Source organism: Albidovulum aestuarii, from assembly GCF_029961185.1.
GTDB classification, from domain to species: domain Bacteria; phylum Pseudomonadota; class Alphaproteobacteria; order Rhodobacterales; family Rhodobacteraceae; genus Albidovulum; species Albidovulum aestuarii.
This window is the reverse complement of the sequence record NZ_JASBQQ010000001.1, coordinates 65168-87514: the sequence shown is the minus strand read 5'-3', so window position 1 is coordinate 87514 and position 22347 is coordinate 65168. Positions and strand designations below refer to the sequence as shown.

The following is a 22347-nucleotide window of genomic DNA, read 5'->3' as shown; positions in this document are numbered from 1 at the left end:
AGCGGCCCAAAGAAAAGCCGTTCCTTGTCTCACAGACGGGCGAGCCTTTCGGTCAGGAGCGCGTAGAACCCTTCGGCATCGACATCGCCCATGAACATCGCGTTGGCCTCCCGCTTTGACACCCGCCACCAGTCTGCAACCGTCATGCCCGTGGTGAACCGACCCTCCGTCTCGATCTCTACGTTGATATGGCGACCGGTGAACAGATCGGGTTGCAAGAGATAAGCGATGGTGCAGGGGTCGTGTAGTGGTGCGCCTTCGGACCCGTATTTCGCCATGTCGTAGCGCTCGAAGAAGTCGGTCCAGCTTGCGACTGCGTGGCCAACCTGTGTCCCGAGCCCCCGGAACGCTTCGACTCGCGCCCGTGTCGTCAGCACCTTGTGCGTGACGTCAAGCGGCATGACGACCAGGGGAATGCCGGACTTGAAGACGATATCGGCGGCTTCCGGATCGACATAGATGTTGAACTCTGCCGCAGGTGTCACATTGCCGACCTCGAAATACGCGCCGCCCATCAGCACAATCTCGGTGATGCGGGGGCCGATATCTGGTGCCTGACGCAGCGCCGTGGCGATGTTCGTCAGCGGGCCGATCGGGCAGAGCGTGACGCTTCCGGGCGCCTCCTTGCGCAATGTTTCGATCAGGAAGTCGACGGCGTGACCTTCGGCAAGTTTCATCTCCGGATCGGGCAGGGTGATGCCGTCAAGGCCGCTCTTGCCGTGTACATATTCCGCCGTGACGAGTGGGCGGACAAGCGGCGCCTCGCAGCCGGCATAGATAGGAATATCGGTTCGCCCTGCCAGTTCGCAGATGATGCGGGCGTTTTTGGACGTGAGTGTCAGAGGCACATTGCCGGCCACCGTGGTGATGCCAACGACATCCAGCTCCGGAGAGGCAAGCGCCAGAAGGATCGCCACGGCGTCATCCTGACCGGGATCGGTGTCGATGATGATCTTTCGGCTTTTCGGCATTCGGGACGCTCCTTTGCTCCGCAGGTTGGACCTTGTGTTCGTTCTTGTCCATCCGCAGAAAAAAATGATCAAAAAAATACAAGGAAGAATTTTCCGCCCTAAAATGGACACTATTTAGGTTAAAACCGACATCGTTATTAGTGCGACTACCTCCGTCAAGTGGCGGTGTCATCGTAATTATTACGAATAAACAAACACATCCACAGATCAGCCCTGAAAGGTGCCAAGCTACGCGTTGAGCGCACGCGTGAAGGAGGAATATGATGAAATTTTACTCTGCTATCTGCCGGATCGGGGCTGTGAGCCTGCTGGCGACTTTCGCGGCCGGGACGGTTGCCGCGCAGGAAGAATGCTCGACTTACACGGTCAAGGACGGCGATACACTCGGTTCGATTTCGGTCGCGGCATATGGCGTTCTTGACTACCAGACGCTCTTCAACGTGAATTCCGGTTCGATCGGCAATCCGAACAAGCTGGTTGCGGGCACCAAACTGGTGATCCCCTGCAAGGATGGCCGCAAGACTGTCGAAGCGACCCTGACCGAACTCACCGAGAATGAAAGCCTGACCGGCAATGAACAAATCGTCGAGGCGGGGGAGTACAAGCCGACGATCAAGTTCCTGACCGGGGGCGATTGGTATCCCTTCGCCGATGAAGGGCTGACCGGTGGTGGCTTCCTGATCCGTCTGACCTCGACTGCGATGCGCCGGGCCGCGCCTGACCGCAAGTTCCGCATCGACTGGATTGACGACTGGGATTCGCATCTGTCGACACTGATCCCGACGAACGCCTTCGACATCTCAGTCGCCTGGTATGCGCCCGATTGCGCCGATCTCAGCAACGTTTCCGATCTGACCCGGGAATTCTGCGAGGAGTTCGACTTTTCCGAACCGCTTTATACCGCCGTCTTTGGCTTCTTCGCGGCCAAGGACAATCCCTATGCCGATGCCAAGAGCTTCCAGGATCTGGTCGGTGCGCGGATCTGCCGGCCCGAGGGATACTCGCTCCATGACCTTGACGCCGAGGGTTTGGTTGAGCCTGTGATCACGGTGTCGATCCCGGCGATGATCCCTGACTGTTTCAAAGGGCTGATTGACGGCACTTACGACATCGCGACCGTGGAATCCCAGGCGACCGTTTCGGTGATCAAGGACCTCGGCATCGCAGATCAGATCGTGGAAAACACCTATGTCACGTCGATCCAGGAAATCTCGGCGATGTCCCACAAGTCGAACCCGCACGGAAAGGATTACCTCGCCATGCTGAACACGGGCCTTCTGGAGATGCGGGAATCGGGCGAGTGGTATGATGTCATCTCGTCATCGCTGAAAGAGGCGAATGACAAACTGAACGACGGGTAAATGCGCTTCTGTTGATAAAGACCCCGGCCTGCCGCCGGGGTCTTTTTCGTATCGGACAGCTTTGGCGGGACCGGGCGGGATATCTGCGATCTTCATCGCCCACCTCTTGTTCCAAGCTGCTGTGCCCGCAAGCACGGTAAAGGCGCCCATCTGCTACTTGGAATGAGCATCCCTGCGGAACCCCTTGAAACGATTCGAAACTTGCGTGGACAAGTCCGTAACCAAAAGTTGCCAAACATAAACCACATTTGGTTGCGAGCGTGGAAACGATCTGGGGAAGGCAACACCAATGACCACGGAGTCCTACGAGATTCTTGTCCATGCGGGCGCGCATTGCTGTGAAGCCGAAGACTTCCAGCGTTTCGTCGGCGTCAATCGCGATGCGATCCTCACTGCGGGTTACGACCTGGCCTATCCCGGCCGGGGTGGCGCGCCGGGCGGGACGTTCGACTGCGCCTTTCCTGAGCCGCGTCACATGGGCCTCGCGGTCGAGGCGTTTTCCAGCCAGATCACCGCTTCGATCCCTGCGCCGGAAGAGGGCCGCCATGGCCTGATTCTCTCCGAACATGATCTTGCGGGCCGTATGGCGAGCCTTCTGAACGGCCGGTTCTACCCCGCCGCCCGCAGCCGCGCCGAGGTTTTGCGGTCGGCGATCGGGCGGCCTGTCGACCATCTAGTTCTCGCCGTCGTTCCTTATGACGCCCTTTTCGTCGGTGCATGGCGCCGCTTCGCGCTGGACCGGCTGGTGGAGCCCTTCGCCGAATATGCCACTGCTATGGCGAGTTTCTCCGGGGGGTGGGTCGAAGTCGTCGAAGCTTTGCGCGACGGGCTTGAGGCTAGCAGGGTTACCGTTCTGGCGACGCGGCCGCATCCTCTGGAGGTGATGGCCCATCTCGTTCCCCGCCTGAGGCTGAAGGATCCGGTGATACCCGGCTCCGCACCGCCCGTGACCGACAGCGCCGTCGCGATGATCCAGCGCCACTACCGGCAGGGTGCCCGTTTCGCCCCCGGTCAGCGCGACCGCATCCTCGCCTTCCATTCCCGCCAGCCCCAGACGGGCATCGAACAGGGCTTCCCCGGTCTGCAGCTTGCCGATCTACGTGGTCGCTATGTCGCCGATCTCGACACACTGGCGCGTCTTCCGGGCGTCGATCTTATTGGCGGCGTGATGCCCGCCGTTGCTGCCGAATAATATTCGTTTCCGGTGCTGGCAGGACCGTACGAGCAAAACAAAGGCCCCGGCACGTGAATGCCGGGGCTGTTTTTTTACTCGGTCTCTGTGATCAGCCGTCGAAGTTCACTTCTTCCATCAGCTTCAACGCCTCGGGCCGCGACTTTGCCACATCCATCAGGTTCAGGCTGTCGGGCGTGAACTCGCCCCAGCTTGCCACCAGTTCGGACTTTGCGACGCCGGGCTTGACCGGAAACTCATAGTTCGTTTCGGCATAGATCGCCTGTGCCTCATCAGACGACAGGAACTCCATCAGCTTCAAGGCAGTGTCCTTGTTGGGGGCGGCCTTGGTCATCGCCACGCCCGAGACGTTCATATGGGTGCCATCGCCGTCGAAGATCGGAAACACGATGCGCACCGAATTGGCCCAGTCGACCTGCTCGGGGTCGTTCAGCATCGCGCCCATGTAATAGGTGTTGCCGAGTGAGATGTCGCATTCTCCTGCCCAGATCGACTTGACCTGCGCGCGGTCGTTGCCCTCGGGTTTTTTGGCCAGGTTGGCACGCAGACCGGTCGCCCATTCCTTGGCATAATCCGCGTCGTGATGTTCGATCATCGCCGCCATCAGGCCGAGATTGTAGTCATGCGTGCCGGGGCGGGTGCAGATGCGGCCCTGCCATTTTGAATCAGCGAGGTCCTCATAGGTCGTCACCTCACCATCGGCGACGCGATCCTTCGACGCATAGACGACGCGGGCGCGAGTCGTCAGGCCGAACCATTGATTGCCCGGGTCGCGGAACTCGGCGGGAATGTTGGCTGCGAGAATGTCAGAAGTGACCGGCTGGGTCACGCCCGCCTCCACCACCTGCGCCAGTTTGGCGATATCGACGGTCATCACGAGGTCTGCCGGGCTGCGGTCGCCTTCGCTGACCAGTCGCTCCACCATGCCCTTCTCGACAAAGGCGACGTTGACGGCGATCCCGGTTTCTTCGGTGAACTTGTCGAAGAGGGGTTGCACAAGCTCCGGCTGGCGTAGCGAGTAGACGTTGACCTCTTCGGCGAGGGCGGGGCCAGCGAGCGCGATCAGCGACAGCGCGAAGAGCGGGGTGCGGGTGAGCATAGTCGACTCCTTTAGTCAGATATTGGCGTCCTTATTGCTGAGCGATCGCGGGGCGTCAATACCCGATTAAAGAAGTCGGAATTATTGCTGCTGTTGCGCCTGCTGTTGTCGCCGGTGTTTCTCGGCCAGTTTGCGTTGCTCCTCCGCCATACGTCGTTGCGGGTCCTCAAGTCGCTGTGGCTGGTGAAGCTGCGCCGCCTCCGCCTTTTCACGCAGCTTGGCCGCATCCCAAAGCGCGTCCATCTCTGCCAGATCGCTGTCTTCGGGTCGTTTGCCACGCTCGGCAAGGGCTGCCTCGATGGCGCGAAAGCGGCGCGTGAACTTTCCGTTGGCGGCACGCAGGGCTGCCTCCGGGTCGATCTTCATGTGGCGGGCAAGATTGGCGATGACGAAAAGCAGATCGCCAAACTCCTCGAAAACCTCGGTCTCGGTCATTTGACCGCGGGCTTCGTTCAGTTCCCGCGCCTCCTCGGTGATCTTGTCGATCACCTGGTCGGTGGAGGGCCAGTCAAACCCGACGCGCGCGGCGCGGTTCTGCAGTTTGACCGCCCGGGTCAACGCGGGCAGGCCGACCGCCACACCGTCAAGCGTTCCCCGCTCGGCCTTGTCGGCCCGTTCAGCGGCCTTCAGTCGTTCCCAGTCGCGGGTCTGCTGTTCGGCTGACTTGTCACGGCTCTCGTCGCCGAAGACATGCGGATGGCGTGCGACCATCTTGTCCGATATGGCCTTTGTCACGCTTTCAAAGCTGAAATGCCCGGCCTCTGACCCCATCTGCGCATGATAAACAGTCTGAAAGAGAAGATCGCCCAGTTCACCTTCAAGCTCGCCCCATGCCCCCCGTTCGATCGCATCTGCGACCTCATAGGCCTCCTCGATCGTATAAGGCGCGATCGTCGCGAAATCCTGTTCGATATCCCAGGGACAGCCGGTGTTCGGGTCGCGCAGCCGGGCCATGATTTCCAGAAGCCGTGGCAGCCCTCCCTCAGAATCGTGCACGAGCTTGTCTGAGGCGGCGCGGTCGAGGGTCATTGCGGATATCCCGAAATTGCGGTCATGTAGCCAGTATTCGCACCGAGCGCTGAGAGTCCACATGCCTGTCCTGAACCGCATAGCCGATTTTGCTCCCGAAATGGCCGAGTGGCGTCGCCATCTGCATGCACACCCGGAATTGCGGTTCGACTGCCACAAGACTGCTGCCTTTGTAGCTGAGCGCCTGAGGGAGTTCGGGGTGGATCAGGTTCACGAAGGGATCGCGACATCAGGCATCGTGGCGATCATCGAGGGGCAGGGCGACGGTCCGACCATCGGGTTACGCGCCGATATGGACGCGTTGCCGATCACTGAGGAAACCGGCGTGCCCCATGCCTCGACCGTGCCGGGCGTCATGCATGCCTGCGGCCATGACGGGCATACCGCGATGCTACTTGGTGCCGCGAAATACCTGACTGAGACGCGTCGTTTCCGGGGCCGTGTGGCCCTGATCTTTCAGCCCGCCGAGGAAGATGGCGGCGGCGGCGAAGCAATGGTCCGTGAAGGCATCCTCGACCGGTTTGGCATCGGCGAAGTCTATGCTCTGCACAATACGCCGACTGTGCCCCTTGGCCGCTTTGTCACCACGCCCGGCCCGATCATGGCCGCGGTTGATACTGCGCGTGTCAAGGTCACCGGCAAGGGGGGGCATGGCGCCTATCCGCATTCCTGCATCGACCCGATCCCGGCCATGGTCAGCATGGTTAACGCGCTTCAGACCATTGCCAGCCGGAATGTCAATCCTCTCGACGAAGTCGTTGTTTCAGTGACGGAAATCCATGCCGGTACAGCGAATAACATCATCCCCGAAACCGGGTGGTTCGGCGCCACAATTCGAACCTTCAGCGAAACGGTGCGGATGCAGGTCAAGCAGCGCTTCGAAGAGATCGTGGCGGGGCAGGCGACGTCTTTCGGTGTAACCGCAGAGGTCGACTATGAACTGGGATATCCCGCCACGGTGAATGATCCCGATCGCACTGTCTTCGCCGCCGGTGTTGCGCGCGAGGTCGCCGGTGCTGCCGGTGTCGCCGACGATGCCGGGCGCGAGATGGGGGCGGAGGATTTCTCCTACCTGCTCGAAAAACGCCCTGGCTGCTATCTCTTCCTGGGGCAGGGCGAAGGGGCGGGGCTGCACCATCCGGCATATGAGTTCAACGACGAGGCCGCGCCCTTTGGTGCCAGCTTTTTTGCGCGGTTGGTGGAGCGGGCGCAGCCGGTTTGACCGGGCTCTCCGTGTAATTTGATCAAAAAAAGATTGACGAATCCGTCGGAATCGCGTGGGTTGTTGCCATCCGGATCGGCGGCGTCTCCGGCTTGAACGACGCCAGACCCCAATCACGGAGCCCATCCCATGGCTTTGGAAGACGCGAAAAGCGAGGTTGACCTCGCCTTTACCCGTGCCGAACGGCGCGGCCTTGCCTATGAGAACGCCTTTGGCGGTGCCACGAGTTTCCTGCGCAGGCGTTACTCGAAGGATCTGAAAGGCGTCGATCTGGCGATCACCGGTGTCCCCTTCGATCAGGCAGTGACGCACCGGACCGGCACCCGCTTCGGCCCGCGCGCAGTGCGCGAGGCCTCGGCGCTTCAGCCCTTCGATCCGCCCTATGGCTGGGGCTATTCGCCGCTGGACGAGATGGAGATCGTCGATTACGGCGACCTGGCCTTCGACTATGCCAAGGTCTCGGACTTCCCCGATACGCTCACCGCCCATATCCGCAGCATCCTTGCCGCAGGGCCGGGGACGGTGACGCTCGGCGGCGATCACTACATCACCTTCCCGATCCTGAAGGCCTATGCCGAGAAGTTCGGGCCGCTCTCGCTTTTGCATTTCGATGCCCATTCCGACACCTGGGTCGATGACGATTTCAGCCGCATCGACCACGGCACGATGTTCTACAAGGCGATCAAGTCGGGGATCGTGGACCCTGCGACCTCGGTGCAGGTCGGCATCCGCACCCATAACGACGACTTCATGGGCGTCAATGTGATCGACGCGCGCGAGGTGCATGAGACGGGCGCGGCGATTGTTGTCAACAAGATCAAGGGGATAATCGGCGACCGTCCGACTTACCTGACCTTCGACATCGACTGCCTTGACCCGGCCTTTGCCCCTGGCACCGGGACACCGGTCTGGGGCGGGCTCGCCTCGTGGCAGGTGGCGGCGATCCTGCGTGATCTGGCGGGGATCAACCTCGTCGGCGGCGATGTGGTCGAGGTTTCGCCTGCCTACGATACGACCGGGGCGACGGCGATTGCCGGTGCCCATGTCGCGCATGAGCTGATCTGTCTTTACGGCTGGACGCGCCGGAAGGGATGAGGATGGCTTTTGCCCTCCTTGTCCTGATCGTCGCCGGGGGCATGGCGTATATCCGCCTTGCCCCCTCCGATCTCGTGCGGTGGCATGTGGCCCCGGAACTCTCGGGTGGCAGCGGATGGACGTTCCTTCCCCCGGGTGCCGACGCGGTCGTTGCCGGAAGGGGACGTGCAAAGGCCGCCGTAGCCGTGCTAGGCAAAAGCCCGGCAGAGGTCCTTTCTGACCTCGACGCCATTGCCCTGAACACAGCGCGAACCGTGCGGCTGGCGGGCAGTCCCGAAGAGGGCATGATCACCTGGGTCACGCGGTCGAGGGTTTTCGGCTTTCCTGACTACACCACCGCTGCCGCGCGTGACGAAGGCCCGGCAACAGCTCTGACCCTCCATGCCCGCCTCCGCTTCGGACGCGATGACCAGGGCGTCAATGCGTCCCGGCTGCGCGACTGGCTCGGGCAGCTAACGCCCCGTTAAGGTCGTGATCAAAACCGGCATTTCGGTCGAAAAACGCCGTCGGGCATGCGTATGGAATGCGTATGGCATCTGTACCGACACTGTACCGACAGGCGCGTGGCCTCCTCTGTCACTTTCTGTCTGAAAATACTCCACGGGGGTCCGGGGGTGTGAAACCCCCGGGGTTCCCCCCTTGACCGCCGACCGGCGAAAGGCGAAACCGCCGGAATGGTACCCTTGGACAAGCTCGACCAGATCACCCGGCGTTTCGAGTTTCTCGAAGCGAAACTGTCGTCCGGCGCCGACCCGTCAGAGATTGCGTCGCTTTCCCGCGAATATTCCGAGCTGAAGCCGGTGACGGCCGAGATTGCCGCCTACCGGCAGGCGCTGGATGATCTGGAAGAGGCCGAGGCGATGCTGGACGACCCCGAGATGCGGGTCTTGGCCGAAGACGAGTTGCCGCGTCTGAAGGAACGCATCCCCGAGATGGAGGCGCGGCTTCGCATCGCGCTTCTGCCGAAGGATGCCGCCGATGCACGGCCCGCGATCCTCGAAATCCGGCCCGGAACGGGTGGTGAGGAGGCTGCGCTTTTCGCGGGTGACCTTCTGCGCATGTATCAGAAATACGCCGAGAGCATGGGTTGGCGGTTTGAGCTTCTGGAGCTTTCCGAAACCGAACTCGGTGGGGTCAAGGAAGCCATGGCGCGGATCGAGGGCGAGGGCGTCTTTGCCCGTCTCAAGTTCGAGTCGGGTGTCCACCGGGTCCAGCGTGTGCCCGAGACCGAAGCGGGGGGGCGTATCCATACCTCTGCCGCAACCGTCGCGGTGTTGCCCGAGGCCGAGGATGTTGAGATCGACATTCCCGCCGCCGATATCCGCATCGACACGATGCGGTCCTCGGGCGCGGGCGGGCAGCATGTGAACACGACCGATTCCGCCGTGCGTATCACCCATATTCCGACCGGGATCGTCGTGACCTCATCGGAGAAGTCCCAGCACCAGAACCGCGCCAATGCGATGGCCGTGCTACGGGCGCGGCTCTACGATATGGAACGCATGAAGGCGGATGATGCCCGTGCTGCCGACCGCAAGGCGCAGGTGGGATCGGGCGACCGGTCCGAGCGCATCCGCACCTACAATTTCCCGCAAGGTCGCATGACCGATCACCGGATCGGCCTGACGCTTTACCGGCTCTCGGAGATCATGGCGGGTGATCTGACCGAAGTGACCGATGCTTTGATCGCCGAGGATCAGGCCGCGAAGCTCGCGGAGATGGAGGCGTGAGACGCCTCGTTCGCGGGCCTGCGGCCCTGAACATCGGCAATGGATCCGCGCGATGACGGGGGCAGAGGCGCTGAGCGCCGCCATCAGGCGGCTGGGTGAGGCCGGAATCGAGGGCGCGGCGCGGGATGCTCGGCGGTTATTGGCCCATTCTCTCGGGATCGCGCCCGACCGTGTGACGCTCATTCTGCCCAACGCGATGGAGCCTGCCGCGCTGGCAGCGTTCGAGGCGTTGGTGACGCGCCGGGCGGCGCGGGAACCGGTCAGTCAGATCACCGGGCGGCGGTTATTTTATGGCCGCGAGTTCCGGGTAACACGCGATACGCTCGACCCGCGCCCCGAGACAGAGTTGCTGGTGGCCGCAGCGCTGGAACGCCCCTTCGTCAAGATGCTGGACCTTGGCACCGGGACCGGTTGTATCCTCCTGTCCTGTCTCGCCGGAATGCCATTCGCGACCGGGACGGGGACGGATGTGTCGGAAGGTGCCTTGGCCGTCGCGGCGGAGAACGCGGCGGTGCTTGGCGTGGAACGGCGGGCGCGGTTCATGCAGGCCGACTGGTTCGCCGGGATCAATGGCCGGTTCGACCTCATCACCTCCAACCCGCCCTATATCGCCGAAGACGAGATGGCGGGTCTTGCCCCCGAGGTGCGCGACTGGGAGCCGAGGGGCGCGCTGACGCCCGGGGGCGACGGGCTCGACGCCTATCGCGCCATTGCCGCCGGGGCGGGGGCGCGGCTGATGGCGGGTGGCCGGCTCGTGCTGGAGATCGGACCGACGCAGGGCGCAGCGGTTGCTGCTTTGCTGCGGGCACAGGGTTTTGCGGCACCGGATATCCGACGCGACCTTGACGGGCGTGACCGGGTCGTTGTCGCGATACGGCAGGGAGAGGCCGGTGAGTGCGGCGCGATGTGAGCCGGGCCCCGGGGAATCGCTGCCTATGTGACGCAGGTGCCGATATTGTCGCGAAAAAACGGGATTTTTCGCCACAGGAAGCAATTTTCCCTTGCCCGTCCTGCCACATCATGCATTAAGGGGGACGTGACGGGCGGACCTTTCGCGTCAGCCCGGACCACTTTGCCCAGCAGAACAGACCGCCCCCTCAAGCCGTATCATTCGGCGCAGGATGCGGAGCCGGGCAGGACAGCGCATAGCCCCATTGGCCTGGACAGACGAAAACACATGAGATCATCCAAGAACCGTTCGCGTTCGAAGTCGAACCGTCAACGCTCGCTCGGCAATGTAGTCAACCGGGTGTTCGACTCCTCCGGTCCCGAGGGAAAAGTGCGCGGCACGCCGCAGCAGATCATCGACAAGTATCTGACGCTGGCGCGCGATGCCCAGCTGTCGAATGACCGGGTGGCGGAACAGAACTTCCTTCAGCATGCCGAGCATTACACAAGGATGCTGGGCGAGGCGCAGAAGGAAATGCAGCGCGAGCAGGAGGCGCGGCAGGCGCAGGGCGGTCAGAACCAGGGCGATGGCAATCAGGGCGGTCAGAACGGCGACCGGCAGAACCAGCGTCACCGTCATGACGACCGGAGCGATCGGGACGGCAACGAACAGCCGCGTGCCGACATGTCGGCGGGTCGTGACGAGGAGGGCGATGAGGGTCCGGGTCTGGTTGAGACCCCCGAGGCGCGTCAGACAGCGCGCTCGGCTCCGATGATGCCGGACCTGCCGGTTGCGCAGGAAGATGGGCCCGCAACGGGTGAGAAAAAGCCGGGCCGGGCACCGCGTGCGCCGCGCAAGCCGCGCGAGAAGCGCGATACCGCGAAGGCGCCTGCGGATGGCGGCGGCGAGCCACCTGCGGATGCGGCCGAGTAACCGGAACCAATAGTGATTTGCAGAAAAGACCGCTGGCGTAGGCTGCGGTCTTATTTGCTGAATCAGCGCCGTCTTGGTCCGCTCAGCGGACAAAGTGGACATACTACTTGCAAACTTTACTTCGTGATTTTTGTCGTATCTCGGGTCATGTTGGCAAAGTAAACTGTCCCCGGTTTGATGAGTTCAACACCGCCAGTGCAGCAAAGATAGCTGCCAATATCAAAATGATTTGGAGCATCCGGTCGGCCAGTTGGGCTACGCATATTTGGGTCCAGCGTCGGCCCATTGTAGGAACCGCGTCGTTGGCCATCAATGTACACGTCCATACGACCGTCCGGACCGGTGGACCACTTTGCGAAAACCTCAACTTGCCGCCAGCTACCCTTGAACTGGTTCATCGGCATCAGGATAACTTCTGCTGTCGCAGCGCAGTCGTGCTCTCCGGTTGTACGGTTCAGACGTAACAGCAGCGTGTTGTCATGCCCGGGCCGTGCACTGTGACTTAGGGTGGCGTGCGGACAATCGAACCCTTTCCATTGCACGAAGGTATAGCTGCCTGCTGTTTGCCTTCCTAAGGTTGGATAGCTCGATGGAATGAGCATGTTCCACGAGTACCAGGCCTGTTCAGGTTGTGCGAAATGATACGGACCACTCCTGTTAGTTTCACGTAAAATCGATCGCACCGATCCGTAAGTGCAATCCCCTTTGCCCGAGCCGTCCGAATATTTGGCGCTTAAACATTCTCCGCCGTATATCGAAAATGCATGGACGACTTCTGCCTCAATATCTTCAAAACTGTCAGCGAGCACTTGGTAGGAATCTGGCAAGTTGTTACTGCTTTCCACGAACGCGATTGAACCCGGGGTGCCGGATGTATCAGTACAAGCCGAAAAAGATAAGATTGCGGCTAAAGTGATCGGTCTTAAATGCACAATTTTCCTTCCAGAAACCGGTGCAGTGCAAATCGGCTAACAGCTAGTTAGACGAGGCAGACAGTAGTTTGTCTAGGTTGCCTGTCGAAAAATCGTTGCTTGCGGTAGAAAAAGTTGGCGAGCTATAGACCGCTTTGGGCTAAAAGCGGTTCAAAATGGTCCGGCGGCTTTTCTTGGCTAAGCACCGTTGTCCGACGCAGCTACGATCCGCGCCAGCCGGCACCAGCTTTCCAGACCGATCTCTTCCGCCCGTGCGGTCGGCTTGATACCGGCTTCCTCCAGCTTTGCCTCGATATCGGGTGCGGAACCCTTGAGGCTGGCCCTGAGCATCTTTCGGCGCTGGTTGAACCCCGCCGCGACGAGGCGGTTCAGGACCTTGCCATCGGCCGGGTAACGCGGTTCGGGCAGGGCGGTCATATGCACCACCGCCGAATGGATCTTTGGCGGCGGTGTGAAGGCTTCGGGCGGCAGCGTCAGCACGATGCGCGGGTCGGTCAGCCAGCGGGCGAGAATGGCGAGGCGGCCATAGGCCTTGTCGCCGGGCTGTGCGGTGATACGCTCCGCCACCTCTTTCTGAAACATCAGGGTCAGGCTTTGCCAGACCGGCGGCCATTCGAGTGGCGAGAGCCAGCGCACCAGAAGCTCGGTCCCCACATTGTAGGGCAGGTTGGCGACGATGCGGATCGGCGGGGTCAGATGCGCAAGGGGATCGACGGCAAGCGCGTCGGCGTTCAGCACCTCCAGGCGTCCGGGATAGGCGTCTGAAATCTCGGCCAGTGCGGGCAGGCAACGGGCATCCTTTTCGATGGCCAGCACCTTGCGCGCCCCTTCGGCCAGAAGACCGCGCGTCAACCCGCCGGGGCCGGGCCCCACCTCCAGCACATCGCACTTCGTCAGGTCTCCCGCCGCCCGCGCGATCCTGGCGGTCAGGTTCAGGTCCAGTAGGAAGTTCTGGCCAAGCGCCTTTTTCGCGGCGATCCCGTGGGTCGCGATCACCTCGCGCAAAGGGGGGAGCCCGTCCAGTGTCGCCATCACCCAGCCCTCTTTTCCGCCATGTGCCGCGCCATTTTCAGGGCTGCGATCAGGCTGGTCGGATCGGCGATGCCGCGCCCGGCAATGTCGAAGGCGGTGCCGTGATCGGGCGAGGTTCGGATGAAAGGCAGGCCCAGCGTCAGGTTCACACCGCCTGCGAAATCCAGCGTCTTGATCGGGATGAGCGCCTGATCGTGATACATGCAGATCGCCGCGTCATAGCGGGCCCGGGCGCCTGCGTGAAACATCGTATCGGCGGGCAGGGGGCCGGTTATTGCCATGCCTTCGGCCCTGAGCCGGTTAAGGACGGGGGCGATGATCGTCAGATCCTCATGCCCCATGGCCCCGCCTTCGCCCGCATGCGGGTTCAGCCCGGCCACGGCAAGCCGGGGGTTGGTAAGGCCGAAATCCCGGGTAAGCCCATCGCGTGTGATGCGGATCGTTTCTTCCAGAAGATCGGCGGTCAGCGCACCGGGCACTTCGGAAAGCGGGATATGGATCGTGACGGGCACGACCCGAAGCGCGTCGCTGGCGAGCATCATGACAACGCGGTCAACACCCGCCAGATGGGCGAGGTATTCGGTATGGCCGGGAAAGGCGAACCCTGCGCCATCCTTCAGCGCCTTTTTGTGGATGGGCGCGGTACAGACAGCCGAGGCCGCGCCGCTGGTCACCAGATCGACCGCACGGGCGATGACAGCGATCACCTCCGCGGCATTTTCAGGTGCCGGAACGCCGGGCAGGGCCGGGGATGGGAAGTCGTGGCGCAGTACCGGCAGGATGCCCTCGGGCACGTCATGCGCGTCGGCGGGGGTTTTGATTTCCTGCCACTTGCTGCCATCGGGCAGGTGTCTTGGATCGCCCATCCAGAAAAACGGCAGGTCCGCCCCAAGCGCGGCCCGCGCCGTCACGGCAATCTCGGGGCCGATGCCCGAAGGTTCGCCGCAGGTCAGGGCGATGGGGGCAAGGCTCATCGCCACCGCTTCACGGCGTGACGATGATCGCGTTCGCACGCAGTTCGGCGAGATAGCCCTCGGCAAGTCCCGCAAGGCGCTGGTTGATCAGTTCCTCGCGGATCTGCGCGCGGCTCGGGCCGCGGCCGAAGCCAAGCTCGGGATTGATCGCCGGTGTGCCCTCCGGCAGATCCTCGGCCGCGACCGTTACCGGAACCGTCGGATCGGTGCCTTCGGCGATGGTGGCGGAGCGGCTGCAGAGCATGAGGAAGACGAGCGCATTTCCGCGCGTCAGCGCGACAGAGGTGTCGTTGCGGTCCATCCGCGCGAGTTCGGCGGCAATATCGGCGGGCACCCGGCTGGCGGGCAGCGCATCGCGCAGAAGCTGTTCAGCCGGTTTGCCGCGCGCGACCTTGTAAAGGTCGTCGCAGGTATCGACTTTGCCCCGCACCCGCTCGGCCTCGGTCAGCGCCTCGGCGCTGCGTCCACCGGGGATCAGGTATTGCGCGTAGTCGAGCGTGATGTTCGATGCGGCAATTTCTCCGCCCTGCTGGATGCCGCGCAGGCGGAAGAGGGCAATGGCGTTGCCAAGGGGGATCGGCGGGCTCACCTGACCATTGCCCATCTGGGCGACGACCTGACGCGCCTGCGGCGGCAGGTTGGTCAGCGGCATCCAGCCAAGCTGACCTCCCTCTTGGCGCGAAGGCGCGGCAGAATAGGTCCGGGCGGCATTGGCGAAGGCCGCTTCAGAGCGGACAGTTTCGGCGAGTTCAAGGGCGAGATCGCGGGTATCGGCGGCCGTTGTCGGTTCCAGCGGCAGGATGATTTCGGACAGGAGCACACGCGGTCCCGATCCGCGCTGCGCCGCGACCGACATCGCCCGGTCGATCTCGGCATCGGTGATGGTAATGCGGGGCCCGCCGAAACGGGCGCGCACGACTTCACGCCAGGCAAGGCCGGAACTGACGAAATCGCGGAAGCTTTCGGGCGACACGCCGCCCTGGCCGATGGCTTCCAGGAACTGCTCGATTTCCAGATTGGCGCGACCTGCGAATTCGGCCATGCCGGCCTGAATCTGCTCGGCGGTCAGGGAGATATCCATCTGCTCTGCGGCCTGACTGCGCAGTCGGTCGTCGATCAGGGCCTTGCGCGCTTCCTCGGCCGGGTCGCCGGGGGCGCGCAGGAGCTGAAGAAACAGGATGCGCTGATCCAACTCGTATTGAGTGATCACGGAGTCGTTCACGATGACGGCGGGTGAGAACTGACCCGACTGGGCGGTGACCGGTCCGCCAAAGGCCGTGACCGCCGCGAGGGCGAGGGAAAGAAGAGTGATCTTGCGCATCATGTGCCGTCCGTCTGCTCTGTCGTCGTCTTCGGTTTTCGCCCGGCCGCTTGTTGTCAGCGCAGGCATGTGCGCCGGTAGCGCCGTCCGTCGGTTCCCGCGCCAAAGCCGTTCAGCGCGACGCCGAGGTTGAAGCTCGTATCCGCTGACACACTAGTCGAGGACGTGAAGCGGCGCGAGAGGGAAAGATCAATTGTTGCGCATTCGTTGCGGTACTGAAGCCCGACCGCGGCGCGCGCTGCGCGCGCGGCCTCGAAATCATAGCGCCCGGCCAGCGTGCCGCGCCAGTTGTCGGCAAAGTTCCAGCCCGCATCAAAGACGAATTCCGAGCTTTCCTGCAGGCGGCCTTCAACGGGGTCCGCGACCAGCCAGAGATAGCCCGCCGTCATGTCGTAACGGCCGTCATCGTAACCGATGCGCAACTCGTCACGGCTGAAATTCATATTGTCGTCGAAGAGCGCGCGGTTCATCAGGGTCAGTCCGAAGGCATTCTCGGCCTGAACCGCGAGAAGCCAATCCGATGAGGTGCCGTCGAGGCCGGACGCGGCGCTGAACTGGCCAAGGTCGCGGGCGCGGAAGACCCGTCCGGCGGCAACGCCGAGCGACCATCCGTCGGGGTCATACCGGGTCCAGCCGACACCGATATTGAACCGCGTGCCCAGTTCATGCGCATCGGCACCGGGAAAGCGGCTGAAGTCGAACAGGTTGCCTTCATCGAAGGTTACGATCTGGCTGTCTTCATTTGGGACATTGTCGGTGCTGTCAGGGCTCCAGACCACTTGCACAACGGGCTCGATCACCTGCGTTGCGCCCGTCCGCTCGGTCTTGACCCAGGGCCAGCGCAATTCGACCAAGGCGGCGGGGGTGAACCGCGTCACGGTGCCCGGATAGGCAGCGTCCTGACCGATGGAGTAGAAATCAGCCGTGGCCTGGAACCCGCTGGACACGACCATCCCGTTCAGCAACGTCCAGTTCCGCCGCCAATCCGCCATCAGCGTCGCCCGCGCCATGTCGCGCCCGTCGGTCACGCCGTCGCCATTGGCGTCGGTATCGACATCGGAACTGCGGCGGTGGCCGTGGGTCTGAAAGCTGAACTGTCCCTCTCCGCCAAGATAGGCCGGGCTGAAGCGACGCGTGAAGGTCAGGTCTCCGACATAGGTCGGCAGAATGGAGTTGTCGTCGCCCGGCCGTATTGACCAATAGCGGAAGATGCGCGCCTCAATATACTCGTTGCGCCGGGTCCGGGTCACCGCGACCCCGCTTGCGAGCCGGTCGACATCGCTGACGCCGTAGTCGAGCAGATAGGCGTCATCGCTGACCGTCTGGATTTCAAAGGTCAGGCCGAAATCGCGCGGCAGGTCGAATTGTCCTTCGCCGAAGAGATAGCCGCGCGTATCGCCCTTAAGTAGGTCGTCACGGGTCAACGCGCCGGAGAACTCCATCTTTCCCGTGGCGAAAGCCTGCCGGTAGCGGAATTCCAGCGTGCGCGTCTGGTTGGTCGAAACATAGGGCGTCAGCGTCAGGTCGCGGCTGTCGCCGATCGCGAAGAAATAGGGCAGCTTGATGCCTGCGCCGAGGGCGGATGTGTTGCGCACCGACGGCATGAGAAAGCCTGTCGAGCGTTTCAGGGTCGGGTCCGGCATTCTGAGTCTCGGGGCGTAGAATATCGGCAATCCGGCCACCCGGAACTGGGCATGGTCAAAATAGAGCTGCCGTTCCTCTTGGTCATGGACGACACGCCGGGCGCGGATTTCCCACAACGGTCTGGGGTTCGACGGGCAGACCTGACAGGACGATGCGACAACCTTGTTGAGCGTCGTGTACCGTCCCTCCGTTCGTGTCATCGACGACGAGGCAAGCTGTAGCTGCTGGTCGAGCACCATGCGTGCACTGGTCAGGACACCCTCGGTCATGTCGCGCGACAATTCGGCTGCGTCGGCCAGAACAACGGTTCCGTTTACATCCGTCAGCCGGATCGGGCCGACGATGGTCAACTGGTCAGTGCGGCTGTCAAAGGTGATCCGTTCCGCCGTCAGACGCGCGCCGCGATAGAGCACCTCGACCGCGCCTTCGGCGGTCAGGGTCTCATCCCCGGCAAGAAAGACCCGGTCGGCGATCAGGGTCGCCTGATCCTGCGCCCGGAGCGGGAGTGCAAAGAGCAGGATGAAGAGCAGCGCGGATATCAGGTGCCGCATCAGCCATCCTCCAGATGCAGCACGAGGCTGAGCGACAGGAGCGCCGCGGCGACGGGCGGGCTCCATGCCGCGATCAGGACCGGGATCTGGCCGTTTTCCCCCAGAACCTGCGCGAAGTTGCGCAAGAGGAAGATCGCGAAACCCGAAATGACCGCAAGCAGCACCATGGTCCCGGAACGTCCCGACCGGGCGTGGCGCATGGTGAACCCGGCGCCGACGAGAACCATCGTTGCCAAAAGCAGCGGCAGCGCGAGTTCCATCTGCAGCCAGACATTGTGTTTTTGCGCCGAGAAACCGGCACGCTCCAGCGCGGTAATGAAGGCCGGCAGGTCCCAGATGGCGATGGAGGACGGGGTGCCGAAACTGTCGCGGATCTGATCGGCGGTCAGGTCTGAGGGCAGGCGGTATTGCGGGTGCTGTACCGCCTCACGCTCGGGATTGCCACCCAGCGCGAATTGCCACTCCTTCGCGCCACGCAGAAGCCAGGCACCCGGCGTAAGTTCCGCCATTTCGGCGTCGATGCGTGCCACCGGCCCGCTTTCAGGCGCGAAGGCGATGAATGAGACGCCAAAGAGCGTCGTTCCGTCGAGATTGGCGCGGTCGGCATGGATCACGACCTGGCCATCCTCGCCGCCCTGCCGCAGCCAGAGGCCCTCACGCGTGACCGACAGAACATTACCGTCACCCAGACGGTGGCGATCCGACAGGACCTCGTACCGTTTGGACGTGCCAGCGACGATCGGGTTCAGCACCGCAACGGCAAGCGCGCCGATGGCGAGCGCCGTCAGAAGCGGGGTTGCGAGCATCCGCAACGCCGACCGGCCAGCCGCGCGGATTACCACCAGTTCCGACGACCGGGCCAGCGCAAGAAAGAGCGCGATGGAGGCGAGAATCATGATCATTGGCAGGATGCGGTAAGCCGATTCCGGGACTTTGAGAAGGGCAAGTTCGGCGGTTTCGGCAAGTGATAGGTTCGCGCCGGAGAAACGTCTGACCTGTTCAACGATCTCGATCAGGAAGAGCACGGCAAAGAAGCCGGAAAACACCATCAGGAACGAGGAGGCGAAGCGTCGTGCGATATAAAGCGAGAGCGTCATGACGCCACCGCCGCGACGAGGCTGTGCCGTACCTTCCGCGTCCTTCCGGCAAGGGCCAGCAAGACGCCGGCAAGGGCAAAGCCGACCAGAACCGGCAGATAGACAATGGGCCAGAGATCGGGCGTGCGCGTGGCAAGGTTGGTCGCGCCGTTCACTAGAAACTGAACGAAGATCAGTGCGCCCACGGCAATCGCGATCTGGCGCCAGAGACCGAAGCGGCTGAATCCCCCGGTCAGCAGCGCGGCAAATCCGATCAGTGCGGCGACAACCGCGACAAGCGGCTGGGTCAGGCGCTCATGTCCGGCGTAGAGCAGGCGGTCGCGTGGGATGCCCATGGTTTGCGCCAATTCCGGGTCACCGCGCAGCAAGGCGCCGGTCGAGACTTCCTCCAGTTCCGGCGGACGCGGCGCGGCAGAGGCCATGAGTGCACCGACATCGAACGAAAAGTCGTCGAACCGCGTCACCGACAGCCGCTGATCGGCGAGCGTCAGGGTCTGGGCCATACCTTCGAACATCAGGAGTTTTGGTCCGGCTTCGGTCCGCACGAGAAGCGCACGTTCAGCGGAATAGGTCGTGCGCTCGCCCGGGGCGCGGCTGTCCGACAGGAAGATGTCGTTCAATTCACCCGTTTCGGTGATCTGACGGATATAGAAGGTGATCCCGGATGCCGGGTGCAGGAAGGCGCCTTCGGTCAGGAAGCGCGCCGCGACGTTCTCGGCAATCTCGCCGCGTCTCTCGGTCAGCTTGGTTCGGCTTGCAGGAACCAGAACATGAACGAGAATGGCGATCATCACGCCGACGATCAGCCCGAAATACAGCACCGGACGCGCCAGCCGTGCCGGTGAGAACCCGGTTGCCTGCATCACTATGAGTTCGCTTTCGGAGGACAGGCGATTGGTGACATACACGGTTGCGACGAAGGCCGAGATCGGCAGGACGAGGCGGATGACGTTGGGCAGTGTGAGTGCGGTGAATTCCAGAAAGACCCAGGCCGTTTGGCCGTCAGAAATAAGCTGGTCGAACAGGCTGACCGCCCGGTTCACCCAATAGACCGATACCAGGATCAGCGAGAAGAAGCCGAACAGCATCATCAGCTGCGACAGCATGTATCTGTCGAATCTGGACACGGTCCCTGACACTCCCTCACCTCTATTGCCCCATCCCTAGCCCATCAGCCGCGCCGGGAAAACTCATATCTGGCCAAGCCCGGGGCAGGGCGGTAGGGTCCGGCGGAACAACGCCCGGAGGTCTTTTATGAGCGCGCCCGTCTCGATTGAATTCGTTGCCGTCGATTTTGAAACCCTGAAGGCAACGGAGGGCAGGATTGCGGTTCTGATCGCCCCGGAGGGGCCGCTTGGCACTGTTGTGCGGCGGCTCGACCGGCAGATCAAGGGCGCTTTGGGCCGGGCGGTGGAAAGCAAGGTCTGGGGCAAGTTGAAGCCGGGGCAGTCGATGGACCTGGCCTATCCCGCCGGGATTGCTGCCGAAGCGGTGCAGCTTGTGAAACTGCCGAAGAAGGCCACCGTGGAAGAGGCGCGCAAGGCGGGGGGCGCGATCGGCAAGGCGCTCGGCGAATCCGGGGTGACGGTTCTGGCGGCCGGGCAGACGAAGGCGGCCGATGTCGCGATGGGCGTTGCGCTTCGCTCGTATACGTTCGCCAACTATCTCAGCGAAAAGAACAGCGACCGGGGTGCAGTCACCGTGATGGCAGACAAGCCGGTGGATGCCGGTGCGGCCTTCGCGCCGATGGCCGCCGTGGCGGATGCGGTCTGTTTTACCCGCGATCTCGTCAATGAACCCGCGAACGTGCTGACCACCAGCGATTTCGCCGACCGCTTGGTCGAGATGAAAAAGCTCGGCCTTGAGGTTGAGGTGCTGGAGGAAAAGGACCTGGAAAAGCTCGGGATGCGGGCGCTTCTGGGCGTGGGGCAGGGGTCGGAAAGCCCCTCCAAGGTTGTCGTGATGCAGTGGAAGGGCGGTAAGAAGGGCGATGCACCCTTCGCCTTCGTCGGCAAGGGCGTGGTCTTCGATACCGGAGGCATCTCGATCAAGCCGGCGGCTGGCATGGAAGAGATGACGATGGATATGGGCGGCGCGGGTGTCGTGTCGGGCGTCATGCGGGCCTTGGCACTGAGGAAGGCCAAGGCCAATGTCGTGGGCCTCGTGGGGCTCGTCGAAAACATGCCCGACGGCAAGGCGCAGCGACCGGGCGACATCGTGAAATCCATGAAGGGCGACACGATCGAGGTGGTGAACACCGATGCCGAGGGGCGGCTCGTACTGGCCGATGTCCTCTGGTACGCGCAGGACCGGTTCAAGCCGACCGGCATGATCAACCTCGCGACGCTGACCGGAGCCATCATCATCGCGCTGGGGCACGAGAATGCCGGGGTCTTTTCGAATGACGACAAGCTCGCGGGCGCGCTTCTGAAAGCGGCCGGGGCCGAGGGCGAGGGCGCCTGGCGGATGCCGATGGGGCCTGCCTATGACGAGCTCATCAAGACCCGACTGGCCGACGTCAAGAATACCGGAGGTCGGCCCGCGGGGTCGATAACCGCGGCGCAGTTCCTGAAGCGGTTCGTGAAGGATGAGACGCCCTGGTGCCATATCGACATCGCGGGCGTCGCGCTGCCGCCGAAGGAAACCGCGCTCGCGCCGAAAGGTGCCACGGGCTGGGGCGTTATGACGCTCGACCGGCTGGTGCGCGACATGCTGGAAGGCTGATGGGTAACGCGTTCTTCTACCATCTGACGCGTTCGCCGCTTGAGGCGACCTTGCCGATGCTTTTGGCAAAATCGCTTCAGGCGGGGTGGCATGTGGTGGTCCGGGGGCGCGAGGCAGGGCGGCTCGACTGGCTTGACCAGAAGCTGTGGGCCGGACCGGACGAGGGGTTCCTGCCGCATGGGGTCGCGGGGGGTAAACATGATGCGTTGCAACCGATCCTGCTGACGACCGGGGCAGAGATGCCGAACGGCGCCCAATGCCTGATGGCGGTGGACGGGGCCGGGGTGGAGCCAGCGGAATGCGGCGGGCTGGAGCGGGTCTGCATTATCTTCGACGGCAATGATCCGGCGGCCGTCGAGCACGCACGCAGCCAGTGGAAGGCGCTGACGGGCGCAGGGGTCGCCGCGCAATACTGGAGCGAAGCGGACGGACGGTGGCAGAAGAAGGCAGAAAGCGGCGGGACTGACGGCTGATCGGGCCCGGTCAGGTGATCCTGTCGCCCCCACATTTCCTGCGTAAACAAGAAAGGGCGCCTGAAGGCGCCCTTTCTC

20 protein-coding genes are annotated in these 22347 nt (G+C 62.7%); 10 read left to right on the top strand and 10 right to left on the bottom strand.

Annotated elements, in window-relative coordinates:
* Positions 1-29: 29 nt before the first annotated feature.
* Positions 30-971 (bottom strand): nucleoside hydrolase, encoded by a 942-nt coding sequence (locus QKW60_RS00380; RefSeq protein WP_282365593.1) that lies wholly within the window; start codon positions 969-971, stop codon positions 30-32.
* Positions 972-1234: 263 nt separating this feature from the next.
* On the opposite strand from QKW60_RS00380, the gene QKW60_RS00375 reads away from it, so the two are divergent.
* Together QKW60_RS00375 and QKW60_RS00370 are read left to right on the top strand one after the other, a co-directional pair.
* Positions 1235-2332: a LysM peptidoglycan-binding domain-containing protein gene (locus QKW60_RS00375; protein WP_282365592.1), complete on the top strand. Its 1098-nt coding sequence runs from the start codon at positions 1235-1237 to the stop codon at positions 2330-2332.
* Positions 2333-2621: 289 nt separating this feature from the next.
* A complete protein-coding gene (locus QKW60_RS00370) occupies positions 2622-3524 on the top strand; it encodes a hypothetical protein (RefSeq protein WP_282365591.1) in 903 nt (300 codons plus the stop codon).
* A 91-nt stretch (positions 3525-3615) separates the two neighbouring features.
* Here QKW60_RS00370 and QKW60_RS00365 read toward each other — a convergent pair whose 3' ends face one another.
* Together QKW60_RS00365 and mazG are read right to left on the bottom strand one after the other, a co-directional pair.
* Positions 3616-4623, bottom strand: a complete 1008-nt coding sequence (locus QKW60_RS00365) for a Fe(3+) ABC transporter substrate-binding protein (protein ID WP_282365590.1) — start codon at positions 4621-4623, stop codon at positions 3616-3618.
* A gap of 81 nt (positions 4624-4704) precedes the next feature.
* Complete coding sequence (gene mazG / locus QKW60_RS00360) at positions 4705-5652, bottom strand: nucleoside triphosphate pyrophosphohydrolase (protein WP_282365589.1); 948 nt, start codon at positions 5650-5652, stop codon at positions 4705-4707.
* 61 nt (positions 5653-5713) lie between these two features.
* Here mazG and QKW60_RS00355 point away from each other — a divergent pair, with 61 nt between their 5' ends.
* The 6 genes from QKW60_RS00355 to QKW60_RS00330 all read left to right on the top strand — a co-directional run bounded on the left by QKW60_RS00355 (position 5714) and on the right by QKW60_RS00330 (position 11521).
* Positions 5714-6874 carry a M20 aminoacylase family protein gene (locus QKW60_RS00355; protein WP_282365588.1) on the top strand — a complete coding sequence of 387 codons (1161 nt, stop codon included), beginning with the start codon at positions 5714-5716 and terminating at the stop codon, positions 6872-6874.
* A 129-nt stretch (positions 6875-7003) separates the two neighbouring features.
* On the top strand, positions 7004-7969 hold the full coding sequence (speB, locus tag QKW60_RS00350) for an agmatinase (protein WP_282365587.1): 966 nt from the start codon (positions 7004-7006) through the stop codon (positions 7967-7969).
* A 2-nt stretch (positions 7970-7971) separates the two neighbouring features.
* Positions 7972-8436, top strand: a complete 465-nt coding sequence (locus tag QKW60_RS00345; RefSeq protein ID WP_336619142.1) for a DUF1499 domain-containing protein — start codon at positions 7972-7974, stop codon at positions 8434-8436.
* Positions 8437-8643: 207 nt separating this feature from the next.
* Positions 8644-9699 (top strand): peptide chain release factor 1, encoded by a 1056-nt coding sequence (prfA, locus tag QKW60_RS00340; RefSeq protein WP_282365585.1) that lies wholly within the window; start codon positions 8644-8646, stop codon positions 9697-9699.
* A 52-nt stretch (positions 9700-9751) separates the two neighbouring features.
* Positions 9752-10609 (top strand): peptide chain release factor N(5)-glutamine methyltransferase, encoded by an 858-nt coding sequence (gene prmC, locus QKW60_RS00335; RefSeq protein WP_282365584.1) that lies wholly within the window; start codon positions 9752-9754, stop codon positions 10607-10609.
* 267 nt (positions 10610-10876) lie between these two features.
* Positions 10877-11521 carry a DUF4167 domain-containing protein gene (locus QKW60_RS00330; protein WP_282365583.1) on the top strand — a complete coding sequence of 215 codons (645 nt, stop codon included), beginning with the start codon at positions 10877-10879 and terminating at the stop codon, positions 11519-11521.
* A gap of 116 nt (positions 11522-11637) precedes the next feature.
* On the opposite strand, the gene QKW60_RS00325 is transcribed toward QKW60_RS00330, so the two are convergent.
* The 7 genes from QKW60_RS00325 to lptF form a co-directional block, all read right to left on the bottom strand.
* A complete protein-coding gene (locus tag QKW60_RS00325) occupies positions 11638-12348 on the bottom strand; it encodes a heparin lyase I family protein (protein WP_282365582.1) in 711 nt (236 codons plus the stop codon).
* A 282-nt stretch (positions 12349-12630) separates the two neighbouring features.
* Entirely contained in the window at positions 12631-13485 is an 855-nt protein-coding gene (gene rsmA, locus QKW60_RS00320) for a 16S rRNA (adenine(1518)-N(6)/adenine(1519)-N(6))-dimethyltransferase RsmA (protein WP_282365581.1), read from the bottom strand.
* Complete coding sequence (gene pdxA, locus QKW60_RS00315) at positions 13485-14459, bottom strand: 4-hydroxythreonine-4-phosphate dehydrogenase PdxA (RefSeq protein ID WP_282365580.1); 975 nt, start codon at positions 14457-14459, stop codon at positions 13485-13487. Before pdxA ends, rsmA begins: the two co-directional genes overlap by 1 nt.
* 10 nt (positions 14460-14469) lie before the next feature.
* Positions 14470-15780 (bottom strand): peptidylprolyl isomerase, encoded by a 1311-nt coding sequence (locus QKW60_RS00310; protein WP_282365579.1) that lies wholly within the window; start codon positions 15778-15780, stop codon positions 14470-14472.
* 56 nt (positions 15781-15836) lie between these two features.
* On the bottom strand, positions 15837-17975 hold the full coding sequence (locus QKW60_RS00305; RefSeq protein WP_282365578.1) for an LPS-assembly protein LptD: 2139 nt from the start codon (positions 17973-17975) through the stop codon (positions 15837-15839).
* On the bottom strand, positions 17975-19072 hold the full coding sequence (gene lptG / locus QKW60_RS00300) for an LPS export ABC transporter permease LptG (protein WP_282365577.1): 1098 nt from the start codon (positions 19070-19072) through the stop codon (positions 17975-17977). Before lptG ends, QKW60_RS00305 begins: the two co-directional genes overlap by 1 nt.
* Positions 19069-20199 carry an LPS export ABC transporter permease LptF gene (gene lptF / locus QKW60_RS00295; protein ID WP_282365576.1) on the bottom strand — a complete coding sequence of 377 codons (1131 nt, stop codon included), beginning with the start codon at positions 20197-20199 and terminating at the stop codon, positions 19069-19071. The genes lptG and lptF overlap by 4 nt, the downstream gene beginning before the upstream one ends.
* 127 nt (positions 20200-20326) lie before the next feature.
* Here lptF and QKW60_RS00290 point away from each other — a divergent pair, with 127 nt between their 5' ends.
* Together QKW60_RS00290 and QKW60_RS00285 are read left to right on the top strand one after the other, a co-directional pair.
* Complete coding sequence (locus tag QKW60_RS00290; RefSeq protein WP_282365575.1) at positions 20327-21796, top strand: leucyl aminopeptidase; 1470 nt, start codon at positions 20327-20329, stop codon at positions 21794-21796.
* Complete coding sequence (locus QKW60_RS00285; RefSeq protein ID WP_282365574.1) at positions 21796-22269, top strand: DNA polymerase III subunit chi; 474 nt, start codon at positions 21796-21798, stop codon at positions 22267-22269. Before QKW60_RS00290 ends, QKW60_RS00285 begins: the two co-directional genes overlap by 1 nt.
* Positions 22270-22347: the final 78 nt, after the last annotated feature.

Coding starts and splice junctions, on each gene's coding strand:
- prfA (WP_282365585.1), top strand. CDS start 8,644: ATGGTACCCTTGGACAAGCTCGACCAGATCACCCGGCGTTTCGAGTTT.
- QKW60_RS00380 (WP_282365593.1), bottom strand. CDS start 971: ATGCCGAAAAGCCGAAAGATCATCATCGACACCGATCCCGGTCAGGAT.
- speB (WP_282365587.1), top strand. CDS start 7,004: ATGGCTTTGGAAGACGCGAAAAGCGAGGTTGACCTCGCCTTTACCCGT.
- prmC (WP_282365584.1), top strand. CDS start 9,752: ATGACGGGGGCAGAGGCGCTGAGCGCCGCCATCAGGCGGCTGGGTGAG.
- lptG (WP_282365577.1), bottom strand. CDS start 19,072: ATGACGCTCTCGCTTTATATCGCACGACGCTTCGCCTCCTCGTTCCTG.
- QKW60_RS00285 (WP_282365574.1), top strand. CDS start 21,796: ATGGGTAACGCGTTCTTCTACCATCTGACGCGTTCGCCGCTTGAGGCG.
- QKW60_RS00345 (WP_336619142.1), top strand. CDS start 7,972: ATGGCTTTTGCCCTCCTTGTCCTGATCGTCGCCGGGGGCATGGCGTAT.
- QKW60_RS00365 (WP_282365590.1), bottom strand. CDS start 4,623: ATGCTCACCCGCACCCCGCTCTTCGCGCTGTCGCTGATCGCGCTCGCT.
- QKW60_RS00375 (WP_282365592.1), top strand. CDS start 1,235: ATGAAATTTTACTCTGCTATCTGCCGGATCGGGGCTGTGAGCCTGCTG.
- mazG (WP_282365589.1), bottom strand. CDS start 5,652: ATGACCCTCGACCGCGCCGCCTCAGACAAGCTCGTGCACGATTCTGAG.
- QKW60_RS00355 (WP_282365588.1), top strand. CDS start 5,714: ATGCCTGTCCTGAACCGCATAGCCGATTTTGCTCCCGAAATGGCCGAG.
- QKW60_RS00330 (WP_282365583.1), top strand. CDS start 10,877: ATGAGATCATCCAAGAACCGTTCGCGTTCGAAGTCGAACCGTCAACGC.
- QKW60_RS00290 (WP_282365575.1), top strand. CDS start 20,327: ATGAGCGCGCCCGTCTCGATTGAATTCGTTGCCGTCGATTTTGAAACC.
- QKW60_RS00310 (WP_282365579.1), bottom strand. CDS start 15,780: ATGCGCAAGATCACTCTTCTTTCCCTCGCCCTCGCGGCGGTCACGGCC.
- QKW60_RS00370 (WP_282365591.1), top strand. CDS start 2,622: ATGACCACGGAGTCCTACGAGATTCTTGTCCATGCGGGCGCGCATTGC.
- pdxA (WP_282365580.1), bottom strand. CDS start 14,459: ATGAGCCTTGCCCCCATCGCCCTGACCTGCGGCGAACCTTCGGGCATC.
- rsmA (WP_282365581.1), bottom strand. CDS start 13,485: ATGGCGACACTGGACGGGCTCCCCCCTTTGCGCGAGGTGATCGCGACC.
- QKW60_RS00305 (WP_282365578.1), bottom strand. CDS start 17,975: ATGCGGCACCTGATATCCGCGCTGCTCTTCATCCTGCTCTTTGCACTC.